The sequence below is a fragment of the Streptomonospora nanhaiensis genome (assembly GCF_013410565.1).
In the GTDB taxonomy this organism is placed as follows: Bacteria; Actinomycetota; Actinomycetes; order Streptosporangiales; family Streptosporangiaceae; genus Streptomonospora; species Streptomonospora nanhaiensis.
In genome coordinates this window covers 4,322,840-4,342,878 of the sequence record NZ_JACCFO010000001.1, presented here as the reverse complement: position 1 = coordinate 4,342,878, position 20,039 = coordinate 4,322,840, and the positions used below count along the sequence as shown (strand labels likewise).

The window sequence follows — 20,039 nt, the reverse complement described above, 5'->3', positions numbered from 1 at the left end:
GCCGGCGGCCCGCTGGAAGCGGCGCCCGCCGCCGACCGAGCGCGCCCGCCCCGCCACCAGGCCCGACACCGCCCGCCGCCCCGCGTTCGCCGCGGCGCCGGCGGCCCGCCGCCGGCGCCGGCCGCCGCGCCCCTCCGGTCGGGGCCACGGCAACCGGGTGGCCGGGCCGCCGGCGGGGCGGCCTCGGGCCGAGGGCGTCCCGCCGACCGGACGCGCCCCGCGGCGAAGGGCCCTCGGCGGCACGCGGCCTGCGGCAAGGCGGCGCGCATTACGTCCGGAGAAATCCGCCCCGCGCGCGGCCGCGGCCTGACGAAAAGTGAGACGGGTTCGGATGATCTGCTATACCGGCGCATATCTGGGTACGCCCATCGCGAGCGCGGAAACCGGTAATGCCGCGGCGGTCCTCGCCGCGCGGCCCCGGTTTCGGTGCCCGACGGACAGCGTTGACCGTGAACGACCGCGAGCGGCCGGGCACCGGCCCGACCGCCCGTTCGTTCCCCAGACGCGCCGGGGACCGGCCTCGTCCCGTCCGCGAGACCGTTCCCCGGCGCCACCTCACTCCTGTGCCGCCGCCGGGCCGAGCCCGGGCCTACAGCCGGGGGTCGACCGGCTCCGACTCCAGCGCCAGCACACCGAACACCGGCTGGTGCACCCGCCACAGCGGCTCACCGGCGGCGTGGCGGGCCAGCGCCTCGACTCCGAGCCGGTGCTCGTTGAGCGCCATGCGGCTCTTGCGGCCGAGCCGGCGTTCGCGCAGCACCGCCATGCGTTCGGGCCGCAGGTAGTCGGGGCCGTAGATGATGCGCAGGTACTCGGGTCCGCGCACCTTCAGCCCGGGCTGGGCCAGGCCCCGGGTGCCCGCGGCCAGGGCGCCGTCGAGCGGCTTGACCACCATGCCCTCGCCGCCCGCGCCCACCAGTTCGCGCCACCACCCCACCGCCGCCGCGGTGGCCTGGGGGTCGGTGGTGTCGACCACGCGGTAGCGGGTGGTGCGCACCATGGCGCAGTGGTCGGCCAGCTTCTCGGCCACGCCCATGTGCCACAGGTGGTCCCGGTCGGCGAAGTGCGCGCCCTCGGCCGCCAGCACCGCGAACGGCGCGAAGCGCAGCCCGGCGGCGCCGTCGGTGGGCCAGGTGTAGCCCCGGTAGACCGTGCTGAACGCCTCGATCTCGCGGGCGCGCAGCACGGTGCGCTCGGTGAGGTCGGCGACGTCCAGGCCGCGCGCGGCCGCAGCCGCCAGCACGCCCTCGGCGGCGGGCAGCGCGGCGCGGGCCGCCGCCCCCACGGCCGCGTACTGGTCGCGGATCAGGCCCTCGGCCTTGGCCGACCACGGCAGGAGTTCGCCGTCGAAGGCGACCCAGTCGGTGTCGAGCCGCTCCCACAGCCCGGCCGCGGTGATGCCCGCGCGCAGTTCGGCCAGCACGGCCGACTCCACCCGGGGGTCGGTGAAGAACGGCCGGCCGGTGCGGGTGAAGACCGCGCCCAGCGCGCCGGGCACGAACCGCCGCGCGGCGGCGTCGGGGTCGCGGCAGACCACGGCCACCGCGCGCGAGCCCATGTGCTTCTCCTGGCAGATGACCCGGGCCACGCCCTGGTCGAGGAACGCGCCGAAGGCTTCGTCGGGGTGCTCCAGGAGGCCGGGGTCGGCCGAGGTGGGCGCGGGCGCCATGGTCGGCGGCAGGTACAGCAGCCAGCGGGGGTCGACCGCGTGCCGGCTCATGGCCTCAAGCGCCGCGAGGGCGTTGTCGCGCGGCACCCCTACCGTGCCGTACCGGGTGGCGATGCGGGTCACCGGTTCGTCGGAGAGGACGTCGCCGAGGGCCACCACCCCGGCGGGGGCGGCGGTGCCGGCGGTGCCGCCGGTGCCGTGCGCGGCGGCGCCCTCGGCGGCGGGGAACGGGCGGGCGGGTTCGTACCAGACCCGGTGGGCGTCGACCGCCACGAGTTCGCGCTCGGGGTAGCGCAGCGCCGTGAGCCGGCCGCCGAACACGCACCCGGTGTCCAGGCAGATGGTGTTGTTCACCCACTCCGGCCGGGGGGTGGGCACGTGGCCGTAGACGACCGTGGCCGCCCCCCGGTACTCGTGCGCCCACGGGTGGCGCACCGGCAGGCCGAACTCGTCGGTCTCGCCGGTGGTCTCGCCGTAGAGCGCGAAGGAGCGCACCCGGCCCGAGGCGCGGCCGTGGTACTCCTCCTTGAGCCCGGCGTGGGCCACGACGAGCCGCCCGGAGTCGAGCACGTAGTGGCTGAGCAGGCCGTCGCAGAACTCCAGGACGCGGGCGCGGAAGTCGTCGGGCGCGGCGCCGAGCTGGGCCAGCGACTCCTCCAGCCCGTGGGTGACCTGCACCTTGCGCCCCTTGAGGGCGCGCACCAGCTTGTTCTCGTGGTTGCCGGACACGCACAGGGCGTCGCCGGCGGCGACCATGCCCATGACCAGCCGCAGCACGCCCGGGGTGTCGGGCCCGCGGTCGACGAGGTCGCCGACGAACACGGCGGTGCGCCCCTCGGGGTGGCGGGCCCCCACCGCGCGGCCCTCGGGGTCGCGGTCGAGGACGTAGCCGAGGCGGTCGAGCAGCTCCTCCAGTTCGGCACGGCAGCCGTGGACGTCGCCCACGATGTCGAAGGGGCCGGTGAGGTGCCGCTTGTCGGTCCAGCCGGGCTCCAGTTCGACGGTGGCGGAGTCGATCTCGGCGCTGCCGCGCAGCACGTGCACGCGGCGGAAGCCCTCCTTGTCGAGCCGCTTGAGCCCGCGCCGCAGCTCGCGGCGCTGCCGGGCGACCACGTGCGGACCGAAGTCGCGGTCGGGGCGGGCGGCGTTGCGGTCGTGGGCGAGGCGTTCGGGGATGTCGAGCACGATCGCGGTGGCCAGGACGTCGTGGTCCTTGGCGATGCGCACGAGTTCGGCGCGCGCGGCCTGCTGGACGTTGGTGGCGTCGACCACGGTGAGCAGGCCCCGGCGCAGCCGGGTGGCGACGATGTGGTGCAGCAGCGCGAACGCGTCGGCGCTGGCGCTCTGGTCGTTGGGGTCGTCGCTGACCATGCCCCGGCAGTGGTCGGAGGAGACCACCTGCGTCGGCCGGAAGTGCCGGGCGGCGAAGGTGGACTTGCCCGAGCCGGACACGCCGATGAGCACCACCAGGCCCATCTCGGGGACGCCCAGCACCCGGGGAGCGGGGGCGGGGTCGCGGGGGTCGGCGGGGCGGCCGGCGGGGTTGTCGGCGCCGCGCGGCGCCGAGGAGGGATCGACGGCGCTCATCTGGTGAACACTCCCATCTGGGTGGAGGCCCCCACCTCGGGGTCTTCGGGGCCGACGGGCAGGTAGCGCACCCGGTAGCCGTAGGTGGCGGCGGTGTCGTCGGCCCACGCGCGAAACTCGGCGCGGGTCCACTCGAACCGGTGGTCGGTGTGGCGGTGCGCGCCCTCGGGCAGCGTGGGGTAGCGGACGTTGTACTCGACGTTGGGCGTGGTGACGACCACGGTGCGCGGTGCGGCGTCGCCGAACACCACGTGCGCCAGCGCGGGCAGCCGGGGCGGGTCGACGTGCTCGATGACCTCCATCAGCACGGCGGCGTCATAGCCCCGGAACCGGGGGTCGGTGTAGAGCGCCGACGCCGCGAACAGGGTCAGCCGCCGGCGGTGGTGCTCGGGCCGGCGGTCCAGCCGCAGCCGCCGCCGGGCCTGCTCCAGCACCGCCGCCGAGACGTCGGTGCCGGCCACGGTGTCGAAGCCGGGGTGGTCCAGCAGCCGCGCGAGCAGCCGTCCGGGCCCGCAGCCGAGGTCGAGGACGGACCGCGCGTTCTCGGCCTGGAGCACGGCCAGCACGGCGCCGGCCCGGCGCTCGGCCAGCGAGGGTCCGCGCTCGCCGGGCGGCTCGGCACCGCCGTGGGCGGCGGCCGCAGGCGCGGGGGTGCCGTGCCCCGCCGCGGGCGCTTTGGACTCCCCGGGCTCCCCGGACCCGCCGGAGCCGGAGGGGGCGGGGTGGTCGGGGACCGGCGGTTCCTCCTCGGCGGGTTCGGTGGCGACCGTGTCGGGGAGGGCGGCGAGGGGGTCGCAGCCGTCGGCCGCGAGGTCGTCGAGTTCGCTCAGCCGCGCCAGCGCGGCGCGGAACAACTGGGTGCGCCGGGCCAGGTAGCGCCGGGTGATCCAGGCGCGTTCGGGGTGGGCGGCCAGCCAGCCCTCGCCCGCGCGCAGCAGCTTGTCGACCTCGTCGCCGCTGACCCAGTAGTGCTTGTGGCCGTCGAGGACCGGCAGCAGGACGTAGAGGTGGCTGAGCGCGTCGGCCAGCCGGAGGTGGCCGGTCAGGGTCAGGCCGATGTAGTGGGAGTCGCCCCAGTCGGGCAGGCCGGGGTCGAGGGCGACGGGCTCGGCGTCGACCCGCCAGCCCAGGGGCTCGAACAGCCGCCGCGCGAGATCGGGGCCGCCCCGGCAGGGCACCGCGGGCAGCGCCAGGGTGAGCGGCAGCGCGGAGTCGGCGAGGTCGGGCCGGGCCGCGCTGCGCCCCCGCAGGGCGCTGCGGAAGACGTCGCCCAGCGCCACCGCGAACAGGGAGGAGGCGGCGTAGGGGCGGTCGTTGACGTACTGCGCCAGGGAGAAGTCGGGGCTGTTCGCCCCGGCCCTGCGGGTGCGCAGGAGCGCCTGGGGATCGACCTCCAGCAGCAGCGCCGCCGTGCAGCGGTCCGCGCTCGCCTCGGGGTAGAAGACGTGCGCGGTGCCGTAGGACTGCTCGAAGCGCTGCACGCGGTCGGGATGCTTGTGCAGCAGGAAGCCGAGGTCGGTGGCCGGCGGGCGCGTGGTGGTGATCGTCAGTAGCACGGCCCCAGTGTGGTGCAGCGACCCGCCGCGGTTCGAGTCCTTTTTCCCGCCTGTGGACAAACACCCGGGACGTCCGCCGCGCCCCGGCCCCCGACGCGGCGGCGGGGGCGGCGGTCGGCCGCCGCCCCCGGTGCGCCTACTTCACGCTCGCCGCCGCCACCTGGGCGGGCGGCACGATCTCGGGCGCGCCGTGCTGGATGGCGTCGGCCTCGTTGTCGTTGTCCTGCTCCTGGGCGGAGCGCTCGACCTCGATGCGCTTGCGGTAGTAGGCGACCTCGCGCTCGATCTGCTCCTCGGTCCACCCCAGCGGCCCGGCCATCAGCCGGGCGGCCTCCTCGGCGGCGGCGATGCCGCGGTCCCAGGTCTCGATGGAGATCCGGGTGCGCCGCGCCAGCACGTCGTTGAGGTGGCGGGCGCCCTCGCACTGCGCGGCGTAGACGATCTCGGCCCGCAGGTAGTCGTCGGACCCGCTCAGCGGCTCCTTGAGGCCGGGGTCGGCCTCCATCAGCGCCAGGACCTCGTGGACCAGCGTGCCGTAGCGCCGCAGCAGGTGGGTGACCCGCGAGCGGTGCAGCCCGGAGTCGCGCGCCAGCTTGCCGCGCTGGTTCCACAGCGCCGCGTACCCCTCGGCGCCCACCAGCGGCACCCGGTCGGTGACCGACTCCGGGATGCGGCCGTCCAGGCCGTGGGCGACCGCGTCCACGGCGTCCTTGGCCATCACCCGGTAGGTGGTGTACTTGCCGCCCGCGATCAGCACCAGGCCCGGCACCGGGTGGGCCACGGTGTGCTCCCGCGACAGCTTGGAGGTGTCGTCGGACTCCCCCGACAGCAGCGGGCGCAGCCCCGCGTACACGCCCTCGACGTCGTCGCGGGTCAGCGGCACCCGCAGCACCTGGTTGACGTGGTCGAGCACGTAGTCGATGTCGCGCCGGCTGGCCGCCGGGTGCGCCTTGTCCAGGTCCCAGTCGGTGTCGGTGGTGCCGATGATCCAGTGCCGGCCCCACGGGATCACGAACAGCACGCTCTTCTCGGTGCGCAGGATCAGGCCCGAGGACGCCTGGATGCGGTCGCGCGGCACCACCAGGTGGATGCCCTTTGAGGCGCGCACGTGGATCTGCCCGCGCCCGCCGACCATCTCCTGGATGTCGTCGGTCCACACCCCGGCGGCGTTGACCACCTGCTTGGCGCGGATCTCGATCGACTCGCCGGTCTCCAGGTCCTGGGCGCGGGCGCCCGTGACGTGCTCGCCCTCGCGCAGGAAGCCCACCGCCTGCACGCGCGAGGCGATGTGCGCGCCGTAGGTGGCGGCGGTGCGCAGCACCGTGACCACGTAGCGGGCGTCGTCGACCTGGGCGTCCCAGTACTGCACCGCGCCCACCAGCGCGTCGCGGCGCAGCGCGGGGAAGACCCGCAGCGCCCCGCCGCGCGTGAGGTGGCGGTGGTGCGGCAGGCCCCGGGTGTTGCCCATGGACGTGGCCAGGACGTCGTAGAGGGTGACCCCGGCGCCGACGTAGGGCCGCTCCCAGTGCTTGGTGAGCGGGTAGAGGAACGGCACCGGCCGCACCAGGTGCGGCGCGATGCGGTGCAGCAGCAGGCCGCGCTCCACCAGCGCCTCGCGCACCAGCTCGAAGTCCATCTGCTCCAGGTAGCGCAGGCCGCCGTGGATCAGCTTGCTGGACCTGCTGGAGGTGCCCGAGGCGAAGTCGCGGGCCTCGATCAGGCCGACCGACAACCCGCGCGACACCGCGTCCAGCGCCACGCCGGCGCCCACGATCCCGCCGCCCACCACCAGTACGTCCAGCTCGCCGCCCGCCATGGCGGCCAGCGCCTCGGCTCGCTGGTCCGGGCCCATCCGCGCTGCTGTCATCTCACGCCTTCCGACCAAAGCCTCTACCGGGTACGTCCCGGATCGTCCCCTGGCCAGGCTAACCCCACACGTCCCGGGCATTCCGCTGACACGGCGACGAGCGTGTCACAGGGCGCGAGCGGGGCGAACCGCGGGAACCGCGCGAACCGGGCCGCCCGCGCGGTCCGCCGCCTAGCCCAGCGCGCCGGCGGCGTCGTTGGCGTAGCGGTCGGCGGCGGCCAGGACGTCCTCGCCGTAGTCGCGGGACTCGTTGTACTCGAGGATGGCCTCCCACCAGCCGGAGTCGGTGGTCAGCACGCGGTCGTCGGCGCACAGGTAGCGCGCGGCGGCCAGGGCGGCGTCGTCGAGGTCGTGGGGGTCGGCGCCGCCGCCGTCGGCGTCGGCGCCCCAGCGCGCCCACGTGGTGGGGATGAACTGCATCGGCCCCACCGCGCGGTCCCACTCGGTGTCGCGGTCGAGCCGGCCGCCGTCGGAGTCGCGGATGGTGCGGGTGTTGTTGCTGCCGTCCAGCGGGATGCCGATGATCTCCTCGGTGGTGCGGCCGTCCGGCCCGATCTCGCCGCCGAAGATGGTGCCGTGGACGGACTCCACCTCGCCGATGCCCGCGAGGGTCGGCCAGGAGACCATGCACGCGGGCTGCTCGGCGCTGAGCCGCAGCTGGGCGCGGGCGTAGGACTCCAGGGCGCGTTCGGGCACCCCGGTGGCCTCGGAGACGGTGGCCAGCCACTGCGGGCTGGGCTCGGCGGGGGCCGCGTCGGGGTCGGGAGAGGGGCGGTCGTCGGCGGAGAGGTCGGGCCCGCCCGACGCGGAGGCCCCGGTGGCCGGGACGGTGTCGATGCTTCCGGCGGCCTGCCCGGCGCCGGGCGGCAGCGCCGGCGGGGAGTCGGGCTCCAGGGCACGGACGGCGCCGACGACGCCCGCGGCCACCCCGACCGTGGTCACCACGGCGGCCAGGGCCGCGACGGCGGGCCGCCACCGCGGGGCTTGTGCGGGCGTGGGTGTCGGGGAGGCGGGGGGAGCCTCCGGACCGGTTGTGGGGGGACCGCTCACGGAAACCTCGTCTTCGTCAACGGACGCAGTCGGCCAGGGAGTGCGTGGGTGGGTGGTCGCGTTCGTCGTCGCGGCGCCGCGGGACGCCTACGGCCGGTGAACAAAGGTACCCGCTGCGCCCGCCCGGCGGGAGGACGCCTCCGGAAATTCCGGGGGGCGCCCCCTGTGCCGCCGCGGCGGCGGCGCGCCGGGGCGCCCGGCCGGACCGGCGGGCGCAGGGCGGCGCCTCGCCGCCTCACGATCACCGGTGCGGGTTGACGACGACCTCGACGCGCTGGAACTCCTTGAGGTCGGTGTAGCCCGAGGTGGCCATGGTGCGGCGCAGGGCGCCCATCAGGTTCATCGAGCCGTCGCTGGTGGATGAGGGCCCGTGCAGGATCGACTCCAGCGTGCCGATCGTGCCCACCCGCAGCCGCTCGCCGCGCGGCAGGTCGTGGTGGTGGGCCTCGCTGCCCCAGTGGTAGCCGCCGCCGGGCGCCTCGGCGGCGCGGGCCAGCGGCGAGCCGATCATCACGGCGTCGGCGCCGCAGGCCAGTGCCTTGGCGATGTCGCCGCTGCGGGTCATGCCGCCGTCGGCGATGACGTGCACGTAGCGGCCGCCCGACTCGTCGAGGTAGTCGCGGCGGGCCGCGGCGACGTCGCCGATGGCGCTGGCCATGGGCACGGCCACGCCCAGCACCGAGCGCGTGGTGTGGCCCGAGCCGCCGCCGAACCCGACCAGCACGCCGGCCGCGCCGGTGCGCATGAGGTGCAGGGCGGCGGTGTAGGTGGCGCAGCCGCCGACCACGACCGGGACGTCGAGGTCGTAGATGAACTGCTTGAGGTTCAGCGGCTCGGCGCGGCCCGAGACGTGCTCGGCCGAGACGGTGGTGCCGCGGATGACGAAGATGTCGACCCCGGCGTCGATGACCGCCTTGTGGTACTGCGCGGTGTTCTGCGGGGAGAGGCGGGCCGCGGTGACCACCCCGGCCTGGCGGATCTCCTCGATGCGCCGGCCGATCAGCTCCTCCTTGATCGGCTCGGCGTAGATCTCCTGGAGCCGCCGCGTGGCGGCGGGGTCGTCCAGCTCCCGGATCTCGGCCAGCAGCGGCTCGGGGGACTCGTAGCGGGTCCACAGCCCTTCGAGGTCGAGCACGCCCAGTCCGCCCTGGCGCCCCAGCGCGATGATGGTCTCGGGCGAGGCCACGCTGTCCATGGGGCTGCCCACCAGCGGTGTCTCGAACCGGTAGGCGTCGATCTGCCAGGTGAGGGACACCTCCTCGGGGTCCCGGGTACGGCGGGCCGGCACGATCCCGATCTCGTCGAGTTCGTAGGCGCGCCGCCCGTTCTTGCCCAGCCCGATCTCCACCTGAGCCAACGCTTCGATCCCCTCTCGCGTGCCGCGCCGGATCCGTCACCGGCGCACGATGCCGAACGGCGAGTTTACCGCCGCCCGCAGTGCCGCGCCGGGGCGGTCGGCGCGGCCGCGCCGACCGGCGCGCCGCGCGCGGCCCGGCGCCTCAGCGGCGGCCGTGGTAGTTGGGCGCCTCGACGGTCATCTGGATGTCGTGGGGGTGGCTCTCCTTGAGGCCCGCCGTGGTGATCTGCATGAGCCGGCCGTTGTCGCGCAGCTCGGCGACCGTGCGCGCCCCGGCGTACCACATCGACTGCCGCAGCCCGCCCACGAGCTGGTGGGCGACGGCGGCCAGCGGGCCGCGGTAGGGCACCTGGCCCTCGACGCCCTCGGGGATCAGCTTCTCCTCGGTGGCGACGTCGGCCTGGGAGTAGCGGTCCTTGGAGAAGGACCGGCCGCGCATGGCGCCCAGCGAGCCCATGCCCCGGTAGGTCTTGTACTGCTTGCCGTTGATGAAGACCAGCTCGCCGGGGCTCTCCTCGACACCGGCCAGCAGGCTGCCCAGCATGACCGTGCTGGCGCCGGCCACGATGGCCTTGGCGATGTCGCCGGAGAACTGGAGGCCGCCGTCGGCGATCACCGGGATGTCGGCCGGGTTGGCGGCCTTGGCGGCCTCCATGACGGCGGTGACCTGCGGCGCGCCGACACCGGCGACCACGCGGGTGGTGCAGATGGAGCCCGGGCCGACGCCGACCTTCACGGCGTCGGCGCCGGCGTCGATGAGCGCCTGGGCGCCGGCGCGGGTGGCGATGTTGCCGGCCACCACGTCGGCGGAGCTGTTGGCCTTGAGCTTGGCGACCATTTCCAGCACGCCGGCGGAGTGGCCGTGGGCGGTGTCGACCACGATGAAGTCGGCGCCGGCCTCGACGAGCGCGCGCGCCCGGAGTTCGGCGTCGGGGCCCACGCCCACCGCGGCGCCCACGACCAGGCGGCCGTCGGCGTCCTTGGTGGCGTCGGGGAACTGCTCGCTCTTGATGAAGTCCTTGACGGTGATCAGCCCGCGCAGCCGGCCCTGGGAGTCGACCAGCGGCAGCTTCTCGACCTTGTTGTCGCGCAGCAGCCGGAACGCCTCCTCGCGGGAGACGCCCACGGGGGCGGTGATCAGCGGCATCGGGGTCATGACGTCGCGGACCTTGCGGTTGCGGTCGACCTCGAAGCGCATGTCGCGGTTGGTGACGATGCCGACCAGGCGGCCGTCGGAGTCGGTGACCGGGGCGCCGGAGATGCGGTAGTGGGCGCTGAGCGCCTCGACCTCGGCCAGGGTGTCGTCGGGACCGCAGGTGACGGGGTCGGTGACCATGCCGGCCTCGGACCGCTTGACCAGGTCGACCTGGGCCGCCTGGTCCTCGACCGAGAGGTTGCGGTGGAGCACGCCCGCGCCGCCCTGGCGGGCCATGGCGACGGCCGTGCGGGCCTCGGTGACGGTGTCCATGGCGGCCGACAGCAGCGGGATCCGCAGCGTGATGTTGCGTGACAGCCGGCTGGTGGTGTCGGCCTCGCCCGGCTGGAGGTCCGAATAGGCCGGGACGAGCAGGACGTCGTCGTAGGTGAGCCCCGGCGGCAGGACCTTGCCGCCGTCCCCCGTGAAGAGCTGCGTCATATGCCTTCCAACCACTCGCGCGTGTTGTCTCATCCTAGGGTCTGCGCCGGGTGGTCAGGCGCCGGACCGGCCCGTTCACCCGGGGCCGCGGTCCGGCCGTGGGCAGGCTCACACCGCCGGGGAGACGTGCGGGGCCGGGCGCCGAGGGGGGCGCGGAGGCGCGCGGCGGCGGGCGGGCGCGGCGCGGTCAGGCCGAGCGCTCGGCCGCGGCGGCCTTGCGCAGCCGGGCCAGCGCCCGGTGCTGGGCCACGCGCACCGCGCCCGGCGACATGCCCAGCTCGTGGCCGGTCTCGTCGGCCGACAGCCCCCGGATCACCCGCAGCAGCACCAGGCGCCGCTGCTGTTCGGGGAGCTGGTTGAGCAGGGCGCGGGCGCGCTCGGCCTCGGCCACGCGCACGGCCGACTCCTCGGGCCCGGGGTCGTCGTCGGGGCGGTCGGGCACGGCGTCGGTGGGCAGGTCGGCGCGGGTGGAGCGGCGCAGCGCGTCGGCGACCTTGTGCGCGGCGATCCCGAACACGAACGCGGCGAAGGGGCGGCCCATGTCCTCGTAGCGCGGCAGCGCCGCGAGCAGCGCGATGCAGACCTCCTGGGCGACGTCGTCGGAGTAGTGGACGTAGCCGGCGACCCGGGAGAGCTTGGCGCGGCAGTAGCGCACCACCATCGGGCGGACCTCGCGCAGCAGCGTGTCGACCGCGCCGTGGTCGCCCTGGACCGCCAGCGAGGTGAGGTCGTTGAGTTCCGTGTCCTTCGCTCCGCGCAGGGCGTCCGCTCGGTTCGCGCGCGTGCCCCCCGCTGCGCGTAGATCCGTCACGTATCGAATGATGCCCCGCCTCGGCTACTTACACTTCACCAAGCGCGGATACAGAATGATCACATTTGCCCAAAAAGCCCGGTAAGTCAGGCGCGCCCCGGGCGCGGTGCCCGGGGCGCGGTGGTAATGCGCTCGCGCCGCCGCCCCGGGGGGCGGCGGCGCGCGGTGCCGGCCGGCGGCGGAGGGGCCGCCGGGGCCGGCGCGGGTGTCAGTGCCCGTGGCCGTGGCCGTGGCCGGCCTCGGCCTCTTCCTCCTCGGGCTTGTCGACGACCAGGGCCTCGGTCGTCAGCAGCATCCCGGCGATGGAGGCGGCGTTCTGCACCGCCGAGCGGGTGACCTTGACCGGGTCGATGATGCCCTGGGACATCAGGTCGCCGTAGGTGCCGGTGGCGGCGTTGTAGCCCTGCCCGACCTCCATCTCGGCGATGCGGTGGGTGACCACGTAGCCCTCGGCGCCGGCGTTCTCGGCGATCCAGCGGGCGGGCTCGGCCAGCGCGCGGCGCACGATCGCCACACCGGTGGCCTCGTCGCCGGTCAGGCCGAGGTCGTCCAGCGCGGTGGCCGCGTGCACCAGGGAGGCGCCGCCGCCGGCGACGATGCCCTCCTCGATCGCGGCGCGGGTGGCCGAGATCGCGTCCTCAAGGCGGTGCTTCTTCTCCTTCAGCTCCACCTCGGTGGCCGCGCCGACGCGCAGCACGGACACACCGCCGGCCAGCTTGGCCAGGCGCTCCTGCAGCTTCTCGCGGTCCCAGTCGGAGTCGGTGTTCTCGATCTCCTTGCGGATCTGGCTGATCCGGTCGGCGACCTCGGACTGCTCGCCGCCGCCGTCGACGATGGTGGTGTCGTCCTTGGTGACGGTGATGCGGCGGGCGCTGCCCAGGACGTCCAGCTCGGCGTTCTCCAGGGTCAGGCCGACCTCCTCGGCGATGACCTGGCCGCCGGTGAGGGTGGCGATGTCCTGCAGCATCGCCTTGCGGCGCTCGCCGAAGCCGGGGGCCTTGACGGCGACCACGCTCAGCGCGCCGCGGATCTTGTTGAGGACCAGCGCGCCCAGCGCGTCGCCCTCGATGTCCTCGGCGATGATGAGCAGCGGCTTCTTGGTCTGGACGACCTTCTCCAGCAGCGGCAGCAGCTCGTTGAGCGAGGAGATCTTGCCCTGGTTGATCAGGATGAGGGCGTCCTCAAGCACCGCCTCCTGGCGGTCGCCGTCGGTGACGAAGTAGGGCGAGACATAGCCCTTGTCGAACTGGAGGCCCTCGGTGAAGTCGAGGTCCAGGCCCATGGTGGGGGCCTCCTCGACGGTGATCACGCCGTCCTTGCCGACCTTGTCGAACGCCTCGGCGATCAGGTCGCCGATGGCGGAGTCCTGGGCGGAGTTGGTGGCGACGTAGGCGATGTCGGCGCGCTCGCCGACCTCGCGGGCGCGCTCGACCAGGATCTCGCCGACCTTCTGGGCGGCGGCGTCGATGCCCTTCTTCAGGGACATCGGCGAGGCGCCGGAGGCCACGCTGCGCAGGCCCTCGCGGACCAGCGCCTGGGCGAGCACGGTGGCGGTGGTGGTGCCGTCGCCCGCCGCGTCGTTGGTCTTGGTGGCGACCTCCTTGACGAGCTGGGCGCCCAGGTTCTCGTAGGGGTCCTCAAGCTCGACCTCACGCGCGACGGTCACACCGTCGTTGGTGATCGTGGGGGCGCCGAACTTCTTGTCGATGACGACGTTGCGCCCGCGCGGGCCCAGCGTCACCTTGACGGAGTTCGCGAGGCGGTCGACGCCGCGCTCCAGGGCGCGCCGCGCGTCGTCCCGGAATTCCAGAATCTTGGGCATGTGGGTCTTCCTCAATCCGTACAGGTACGGCGGACATGAAAACCGCCCCGCCCGGCAGGGCGCCGGCCGGGGCGGGAGGTGTCGGCGTCGCGGATACCGCGCGCGGGCCGAGGAGAACTACTTCTCGACGACCGCGAGCAGGTCGCGGGCGGAGAGGACGAGGTACTCCTCGTTGTTGTACTTGACCTCGGTGCCGCCGTACTTGCTGTACAGCACGATGTCGCCGACCTTGACGTCCAGCGGGATGCGCTTCTCGCCGTCCTCGTCCCAGCGGCCGGGACCCACCGCCAGGACCTCGCCCTCCTGCGGCTTCTCCTTGGCGGTGTCGGGGATGACGAGGCCGGAGGCGGTGGTCTGCTCGGCCTCAAGCGTCTTGACGACAACGCGGTCCTCAAGCGGCTTAAGCACAGTCTTGGTGGCGGTCGACACGGTTGTGACCTCCCCCTTCAGGTTCGAGGATTCGAAACGGCATGCTTGGTAAAGGGGCGAGCACGGCGGCCTGCCGTCGCGGGTGCCAGACCGGCCTCGTCGCGATTAGCACTCTACCCTTGAGAGTGCCAGTACTGAACATTAGCCGGGCCCATAGTGCCCGTCAAACAACAGGTCACGGGGGAACATGTCGGTGTCCAGCGGGCGAACCACGCCCGACTCGGTGTTCCGCGCGCTGCTCTCTCCGGCGGGTCGCCGGGTCCTCCGGGCGGCCGATCCCGACGAGGTCGCCGCCGACCCCCTGAAGGCCGCCACGGCGCTGCGCGCGGTGGCCGAGGAGGCGGCGGCCGAGGCCGCGGCCGAGGGCGCGCCCCCGGTGCCCGCCGACGCGCTGGCCGGCGCCGCGCTGACCCAGGCGCGGCTGCGCGGCCGGGCCCGGGAGAAGTTCGGCGCCCGCGCCGGGCGGATGTACTTCACCCCCCAGGGCCTGGAGCAGGCCACCAGGTCGCCCGTCGCGGCCTACCGCGCCCGCCGGCTCGCCGCGGCGCTGCCGCCGGGCGCGCGCGTGGCCGACCTGTGCTGCGGGATCGGCGCGGACATGATCGCCATGGCGGAGGCCGGCCTGCGCGTCGAGGGCGTCGACGCCGACCCGCTGACCGCGGCCGTGGCGGCGGCCAACCTCGCCGAACTGGACCTGGCCGAACGCGCGCGGGCGCGCGTGGGCGACGCCGCCGTCGACACCCGCGCCTTCGACGCCGTCTTCTGCGACCCCGCGCGGCGCAACGCGCGCGGCCGGGTCTTCGACCCCGCCGCCTACTCCCCGCCGTGGTCGGCGGTCCTGGCGGCGGCGGCCGGCGCGCCGGTCTCGTGCGTCAAGGCCGCGCCGGGCATCCCCCACGAGGCCATCCCCGCCGACGCCGAGGCGGAGTGGATCTCGGTCGACGGCGACCTGAAGGAGACCGCGCTGTGGCGGGGCGCGGGCGCGCCGGGCGGCCGGCGCGCCACGCTGCTGCGCGGCGCGGGCGGCACCGCGGCCACGCTGACCGCCGACCCCGGCGCCGGGCCGGCGCCGGTGGCGCCGCCGGGGCGCTACCTCTACGAGCCCGACAACGCGGTGGTGCGCGCGCACCTGGTGGCCGAGGCCGCCGCGCTGGTGGGCGGGGCGCTGCTGGACCCCAACATCGCCTACATCACCGCCGACCGGCTGGTGGCCACCCCCTTCTGCCGGGCGCTGGAGGTACGCGAGGTGCTGCCGTTCTCGCTGAAGCGGCTGCGCGCCGCGCTGCGCGATCGCGGGGTGGGCCGGGTAACGATTAAGAAACGCGGATCAGCGGTCGACGTGGAGAAACTCCGCCGCGACCTGCGGCCCGCGGGTCCGGAATCGGCGGTCGTCGTGCTCACCCGCGTGGGGGATCGCCCGATTTCGCTCGTATGTTCCGAGGTCACGGGCACGGAATGAACAAAACACACTCATCGGACAAACCACCGCCATTCACCGCCCACTGCCACAAGGGGTGACTAACGCGGCGATCGGTACTAGCGTGACGCTCCAGACCACTTCCGTCCGCACCTCTCCTTTGCCGCTTCTAACACGGTGAACAGGCGCGAGTCGTTAGACTGGCCACCGCTGAATCCGTCCTTTCCTGGGCTCCCCCGGCGAAGCGCACAGGTCGGTCGCCGGTCGGCCGGTTGCCCCCGTCCACCGCGACCCCGACCATCACCCCGCGTGACCATCGAGCCCCCGTCCGTGTGCGGCGCGTCGCGGGCGCGTCCCCCGCCGGACACCGTGCCAGAGCCACGCCGGAACCCCCAGGAGCCCACCGCCCATCCACGGCCGAACCGGGTGGGGCGCCCGATCCGAAAAGGAGCACCTCGGTGGAACAGCCCAACCACGACTTCCTCAACGGAGGAGGTCAGGCCGGAGTCTCCGACCGCATGCGGGAGCTGCTGTCGCGGGCAGCCCAGGACCAGCTGTCCGAGCAGAAGTCCCAGAGCGCGGTCAACGAGGAGATGCGCCAGCGCCTCGAAGGCATGGAGTGGCTGCTGCGCGAGTTCCGCGAGCGCGAGTTCGCCACCCTCGCCGAGTCGGTCGCCGGCGTCCAGGCGCGGGTCGACGAGCTGACCTCGCGGCCCCCGGAGTGGGCCGAGACCCTCGCCGAGCACATCGCGCTGGTGGGCGAGCGCGTCAAGCCGCTGGCCGAGATGGCGGCGCTGCGCGCCGACATCCGGGGGATCACCGGGCACCTCGACTCCGTGCTGACGCGGCTGCGGGCGCTGGGCGAGTCCGGTGAGCAGCACTCGGCGCGCCTGGACACCCTCACCGAGCGCCTGGAGGGACTGGCCGCCGGCGCCGAGGCGCGGTTCGCCCGCCTGGACGAGGCGGTCGAGGGCCTGCGCGGCCAGGCCGAGTCGCTGAGCGGTTCGCTGGCGCAGGTGGGCGAGCGCATGGCCGAGCAGCACGAGACCGCCATGGGCGCCGCCGCCGAGCACCGCGAGGCGCTGGCCGCGGCGGTCGAGGAGGGCCGCGCCGCCCTGGCCGAGGCCATCACCGAGGGCCGCGCCTCCGTCGAGACCGCCGTGGCCGAGGGCCGCGAGTCCCTGGCCGCCTCGATCGCCGAGAGCCGCGAGGCCCTGGAGTCGGCGGTGCGCGAAGAGGCCGGGTCGCTGGGCGGCAGGATCGACACCGCGGCCGACTCCCTGCGCGGCACCGCCGAGGAGCAGCACACCGCCGTCACCGAGGGCATCGGACGCCTGGAGACCCGCGCCGACGAGCACCACAGCGCGCTGACCGAGGGCATCGACCGCCTCGACTCCCGCGCCGACGAACGCCACACCGCCCTCACCGAAGGCGTCGAGCGCCTGGAGACCCGCGCCGACGAGCACCGCACCGCCCTCACCGAGAGCGTGGAGCGCCTCGACTCCCGCGCCGACGAACGCCACACCGCCCTCACCGAGGGCATCGAGCGCCTCGACTCCCGCGCCGACGAGCACCGCACCGCCCTCACCGAGGGCGTCGAGCGCCTGGAGACCCGCGCCGACGAACGCCACACCGCCCTGGCCGCGCAGGTCGGCGAGGGCTTCACCACCCTGGGCACCCAGGCCGAGGAGAACCACGCCGAGGCCACCGCCGCCGTCGCCGACGCCAACAGCGCCGTCGTCAAGCTGGCCGAGGACACCGAGGAGCGCCTGGCCGACATCCGCGCCCACGTGCGCGACCGGCTCACCGAGCTGCACGAGCAGCTGGAGCTGCACCGCGCCGAGCTGCGCGAGCGCGACGACCAGCAGCGCACCGACCTCGCCGCCCGCCTGGAGGAGACCGCCGGGGGCCTGCGCGCGAAGTTCGACGAGGACCACACCGCCGCCCTCGCCGCGCTGCGCGAGCTGCGCACCGCCGTCGAGGAGCGGGTCGCCGCGCTGCGCGACGGCGTCGAGGAGCGCATCGGCGAGCTGCGGGAGTCGGTCGACACCCGCATCACGGAGCTGGGCGCCTCGGTCGAGGAGCGCACCGGCGCCCTCCAGCAGAGCGGCGACGACCGGCACAGCGCGCTGACCAACCTGGTCGAGGAGCAGCGCGAGGCCATCGACGGCCGCCTGGAGCAGAGCCGCAGGGAGCTGGCCGAGCGCGTCGACCGGCACCTGGAGTCCATCACCGCGCAGTTCGAGCACGGCCTGGGCCGGCTGGCCGACCGGTTCGACACCTTCGAGGGTCACTTCGAGGGCAGCTTCGAAGGCGTCGAGGGCAAGATCGACGGCGTGGACGGCCGCATCGACGGCATCAACGGGCGCCTGGACGGCATCGAGGGCCGGGTCAACGGCGTCGAGGGCCAGTTCGAGGGCGTCAACGGCCAGATCGACGGTGTCGACGGCCGCCTGGAGGCCGTCGACGACCGCCTGGAGGCGCTCAACCAGCGCCTGGCCCAGCTGCCGGCCACACTGGAGTTCAGCGAGGTGCACCGCCGCCTGGGCGAACTGGTGGACCGCCCGGTCATCGACCCCACCGACCGCCTGGAGAGCCTGAGCAGCCGCCTCAGCGAGAGCGTCGACCCGCTGCTGCGCGAGGTCCAGGCCCGCCCCGACCGCCACGAGTTCGAGGAGGTCATCACCGAGGCGGTCGAGACCTCCCACGACGACGTCACCAAGCGCCTGGCCGCGCTGGAGGAGACCATGTTCGCCCTGGCCGAGGCCCTGCTGCGGCCCGGCCGCGACGGCAAGAAGCGCCGCCGCCGCGACCTCGACGAGGACGACGAGGAGTAGCCGCCCGTCTCCGCGCGCGGACGCCGCCCGCGGGCCCGGTGAGTGGTCGGGGCCGACCGCCGTTCCGGCGGTCGGCCCCGCCGTGTTCCGCGCGCCGGCGCGGCGCGCGTGGGGACACCCTCGCACGCCGGACCCGAATGCGGCCTACCTCCCGTTTCCAGCCGTTGAATCCCTGGAAAGGACGGTACCGGAAAACCGCCCGGATTAACCGCCGGGCACTGGTTTGAGAATTCCCCACAAAGGCCACATCCGGCCAATGTGACATAAGTGAAAAGTGAGCTTGACGCGCGAAAAAGCGGTTGGTTGTCTGGCCCCTGGTCTCATCCCAGGGATTGTGAACCGGTTATCCCAGTCCAACGAAGGAATGCGGGAGAACGGATGCGCAACAACCAACTCTGGAAATCCAATTTAGGACTCCTCTTCGACCGCAGGGCGCGAACGGGCAAGCCCATGGTCTTCCGCCTCAGCCGGCCGCTTGACATCGACCCGCGGGGCCGCACCCTCCTCGACATCGGCGAAATGGCCGACTGCGTGCGCGGCACTGCGGCGGCCCTGCACGCGGCCGGGGTCCGCTCCGGCGACCGGGTCGCCGTGTTCAAGGACAACCACTTCGACTGCGTGCTGCTGGCCGCCGCGGCGAGCCGGATCGGCGCGGTTCCGGTGATGCTCTCGGGCCTGCTGCCCGACGACGCGGTGCGGGCGCTGCTCCAGCGGGTGGAGCCCGCGCTGCTGATCAGCGACCGGCGGCGGCTGACCCCCGCCGACGGCGACGGGAAGCCGCTCGCGTCCTTCGCCGACCGCACACTGTCGCTGGACGGCGGCGTGCCCGGCGCCCTCACCCTGGCCGAACTGGAGGGCGCCCCCGAGCCCGCGCCGGCGCCGCGCCCCAACAACGAGCTGATGATGCTCACCCACACGTCGGGGACCACGGGCGTGCCCAAGCTCATCATGTACACGCCGGCCAAGCTCCAGGGCCAGATGGCCCGGCTGGAGTGCCGCCACCTGCCGCCGATCACGTTCCGCCGCTCCGACACGGTGGCCGTGTTCATGCCCTACGTCCACGCCCGCGCCTTCACCTGGATCTACTCCGTGCTGACCCTGGCGCCGGCCAAGGTCCTGCTGATGAGCGACAGCGACCCCGCGACCGTCCGGCCGCTGTTCCGCGAGCACCCGCCCACCGTGATCGAGGCGCTGCCGATCGACTTCACCAACCTGGAGGACCTCGCCCGCGAGCGCGCCAGCAACGTGTTCTCCTCCGTCCGGATGTTCGCGAGCACGTTCGACGCCGTGTACTGGTCGACGATCCGGTCCTTCCTGAACGCCTCCCAACACCCGTTCCCCCTGTGGCGGTACGGATACGGCCAGTCCGAGACCGGCGGCCTGGGGATGACGTTCATCACCCGCCGCACCGCCAACCGCCGCCGCGACGAGGAGCCCGGCCCGCGCACGGTGGGCCGCCCGATGCCCACCTTCGTCCAGATCAAGGTGGTGGACCCGCAGACCTTCCAACCGGTGCCCGACGGCCGGCCCGGCCTGGTGTTCGCCCGCACCAAGGCGCGCTGCGTCGGCTACTACGGCGAACCGGAACGCTGGCGGGAGAAGGCCGTCGGCGAGTGGTGGAACACCGGCGACATCGGGATCAGGACCCGCACCGGAAGCGTCAAGCTGCTCGACCGGGAGGTCAACCACACGCCCGGCCTGAGCTGCCTGGAACTGGAGGACGTCCTCGTCGACCACCTGCCCCCGCGGCACGACGTCGCGCTGCTGGCGGTCAGCGGCGGTCCGCCGGTGCCCGTCGTCGCCACGCCCGACGGCCGGCTCGACCCCGAGGTGTGGCGGCGGGCGGCGCGCGGCCTGCCCGACCTCGCCGACCCCGTCGTGATCGCCCTCGCGGACATGCCCCGCACCGGCACCGGCAAGGTCCGCCGGGAGGAACTGCGCCGCCGGCACCTCGGCGAGGCCGAGCGCCCCGGCACCGGCCGCTGGACGTAGGCACGACAC

Annotated in this window: 12 protein-coding genes; 3 read left to right on the top strand and 9 right to left on the bottom strand. The window is 74.3% G+C overall.

Annotation, left to right across the window (positions count from 1 at the left end; translation table 11 throughout):
* Window positions 1–589: 589 nt before the first annotated feature.
* The 9 genes from HNR12_RS19195 to groES all read right to left on the bottom strand — a co-directional run bounded on the left by HNR12_RS19195 (window position 590) and on the right by groES (window position 13,784).
* A complete protein-coding gene (locus HNR12_RS19195; RefSeq protein WP_246425636.1) occupies window positions 590–3,145 on the bottom strand; it encodes a polynucleotide kinase-phosphatase in 2,556 nt (851 codons plus the stop codon).
* 107 nt (window positions 3,146–3,252) lie between these two features.
* Entirely contained in the window at window positions 3,253–4,812 is a 1,560-nt protein-coding gene (locus tag HNR12_RS19190; RefSeq protein ID WP_179768908.1) for a 3' terminal RNA ribose 2'-O-methyltransferase Hen1, read from the bottom strand.
* A gap of 136 nt (window positions 4,813–4,948) precedes the next feature.
* Window positions 4,949–6,679, bottom strand: a complete 1,731-nt coding sequence (locus HNR12_RS19185; RefSeq protein ID WP_179768907.1) for a glycerol-3-phosphate dehydrogenase/oxidase — start codon at window positions 6,677–6,679, stop codon at window positions 4,949–4,951.
* Between the two features lie 171 nt (window positions 6,680–6,850).
* Window positions 6,851–7,624, bottom strand: coding sequence for a lytic murein transglycosylase (locus HNR12_RS19180; protein WP_308118408.1), 774 nt, complete (start codon window positions 7,622–7,624; stop codon window positions 6,851–6,853).
* A gap of 346 nt (window positions 7,625–7,970) precedes the next feature.
* Entirely contained in the window at window positions 7,971–9,077 is a 1,107-nt protein-coding gene (locus HNR12_RS19175; RefSeq protein ID WP_179770722.1) for a GuaB3 family IMP dehydrogenase-related protein, read from the bottom strand.
* A 151-nt stretch (window positions 9,078–9,228) separates the two neighbouring features.
* Entirely contained in the window at window positions 9,229–10,722 is a 1,494-nt protein-coding gene (guaB, locus tag HNR12_RS19170; RefSeq protein ID WP_179768905.1) for an IMP dehydrogenase, read from the bottom strand.
* Window positions 10,723–10,909: 187 nt separating this feature from the next.
* Entirely contained in the window at window positions 10,910–11,533 is a 624-nt protein-coding gene (shbA, locus tag HNR12_RS19165; RefSeq protein WP_179768904.1) for an RNA polymerase sigma factor ShbA, read from the bottom strand.
* A gap of 208 nt (window positions 11,534–11,741) precedes the next feature.
* Window positions 11,742–13,355 carry a chaperonin GroEL gene (gene groL, locus HNR12_RS19160; protein WP_179768903.1) on the bottom strand — a complete coding sequence of 538 codons (1,614 nt, stop codon included), beginning with the start codon at window positions 13,353–13,355 and terminating at the stop codon, window positions 11,742–11,744.
* 117 nt (window positions 13,356–13,472) lie between these two features.
* Entirely contained in the window at window positions 13,473–13,784 is a 312-nt protein-coding gene (gene groES, locus HNR12_RS19155) for a co-chaperone GroES (RefSeq protein WP_179768902.1), read from the bottom strand.
* Window positions 13,785–13,977: 193 nt separating this feature from the next.
* Here groES and HNR12_RS19150 point away from each other — a divergent pair, with 193 nt between their 5' ends.
* The 3 genes from HNR12_RS19150 (at window position 13,978) to HNR12_RS19140 (ending at window position 20,030) form a co-directional block, all read left to right on the top strand.
* Entirely contained in the window at window positions 13,978–15,243 is a 1,266-nt protein-coding gene (locus tag HNR12_RS19150; protein WP_308118409.1) for a class I SAM-dependent methyltransferase, read from the top strand.
* Window positions 15,244–15,659: 416 nt separating this feature from the next.
* Window positions 15,660–18,038 carry an apolipoprotein A-IV repeat region-like domain-containing protein gene (locus HNR12_RS19145; RefSeq protein WP_179768900.1) on the top strand — a complete coding sequence of 793 codons (2,379 nt, stop codon included), beginning with the start codon at window positions 15,660–15,662 and terminating at the stop codon, window positions 18,036–18,038.
* Window positions 18,039–18,416: 378 nt separating this feature from the next.
* Window positions 18,417–20,030, top strand: a complete 1,614-nt coding sequence (locus HNR12_RS19140) for a class I adenylate-forming enzyme family protein (protein ID WP_246425128.1) — start codon at window positions 18,417–18,419, stop codon at window positions 20,028–20,030.
* Window positions 20,031–20,039 lie beyond the last annotated feature (9 nt).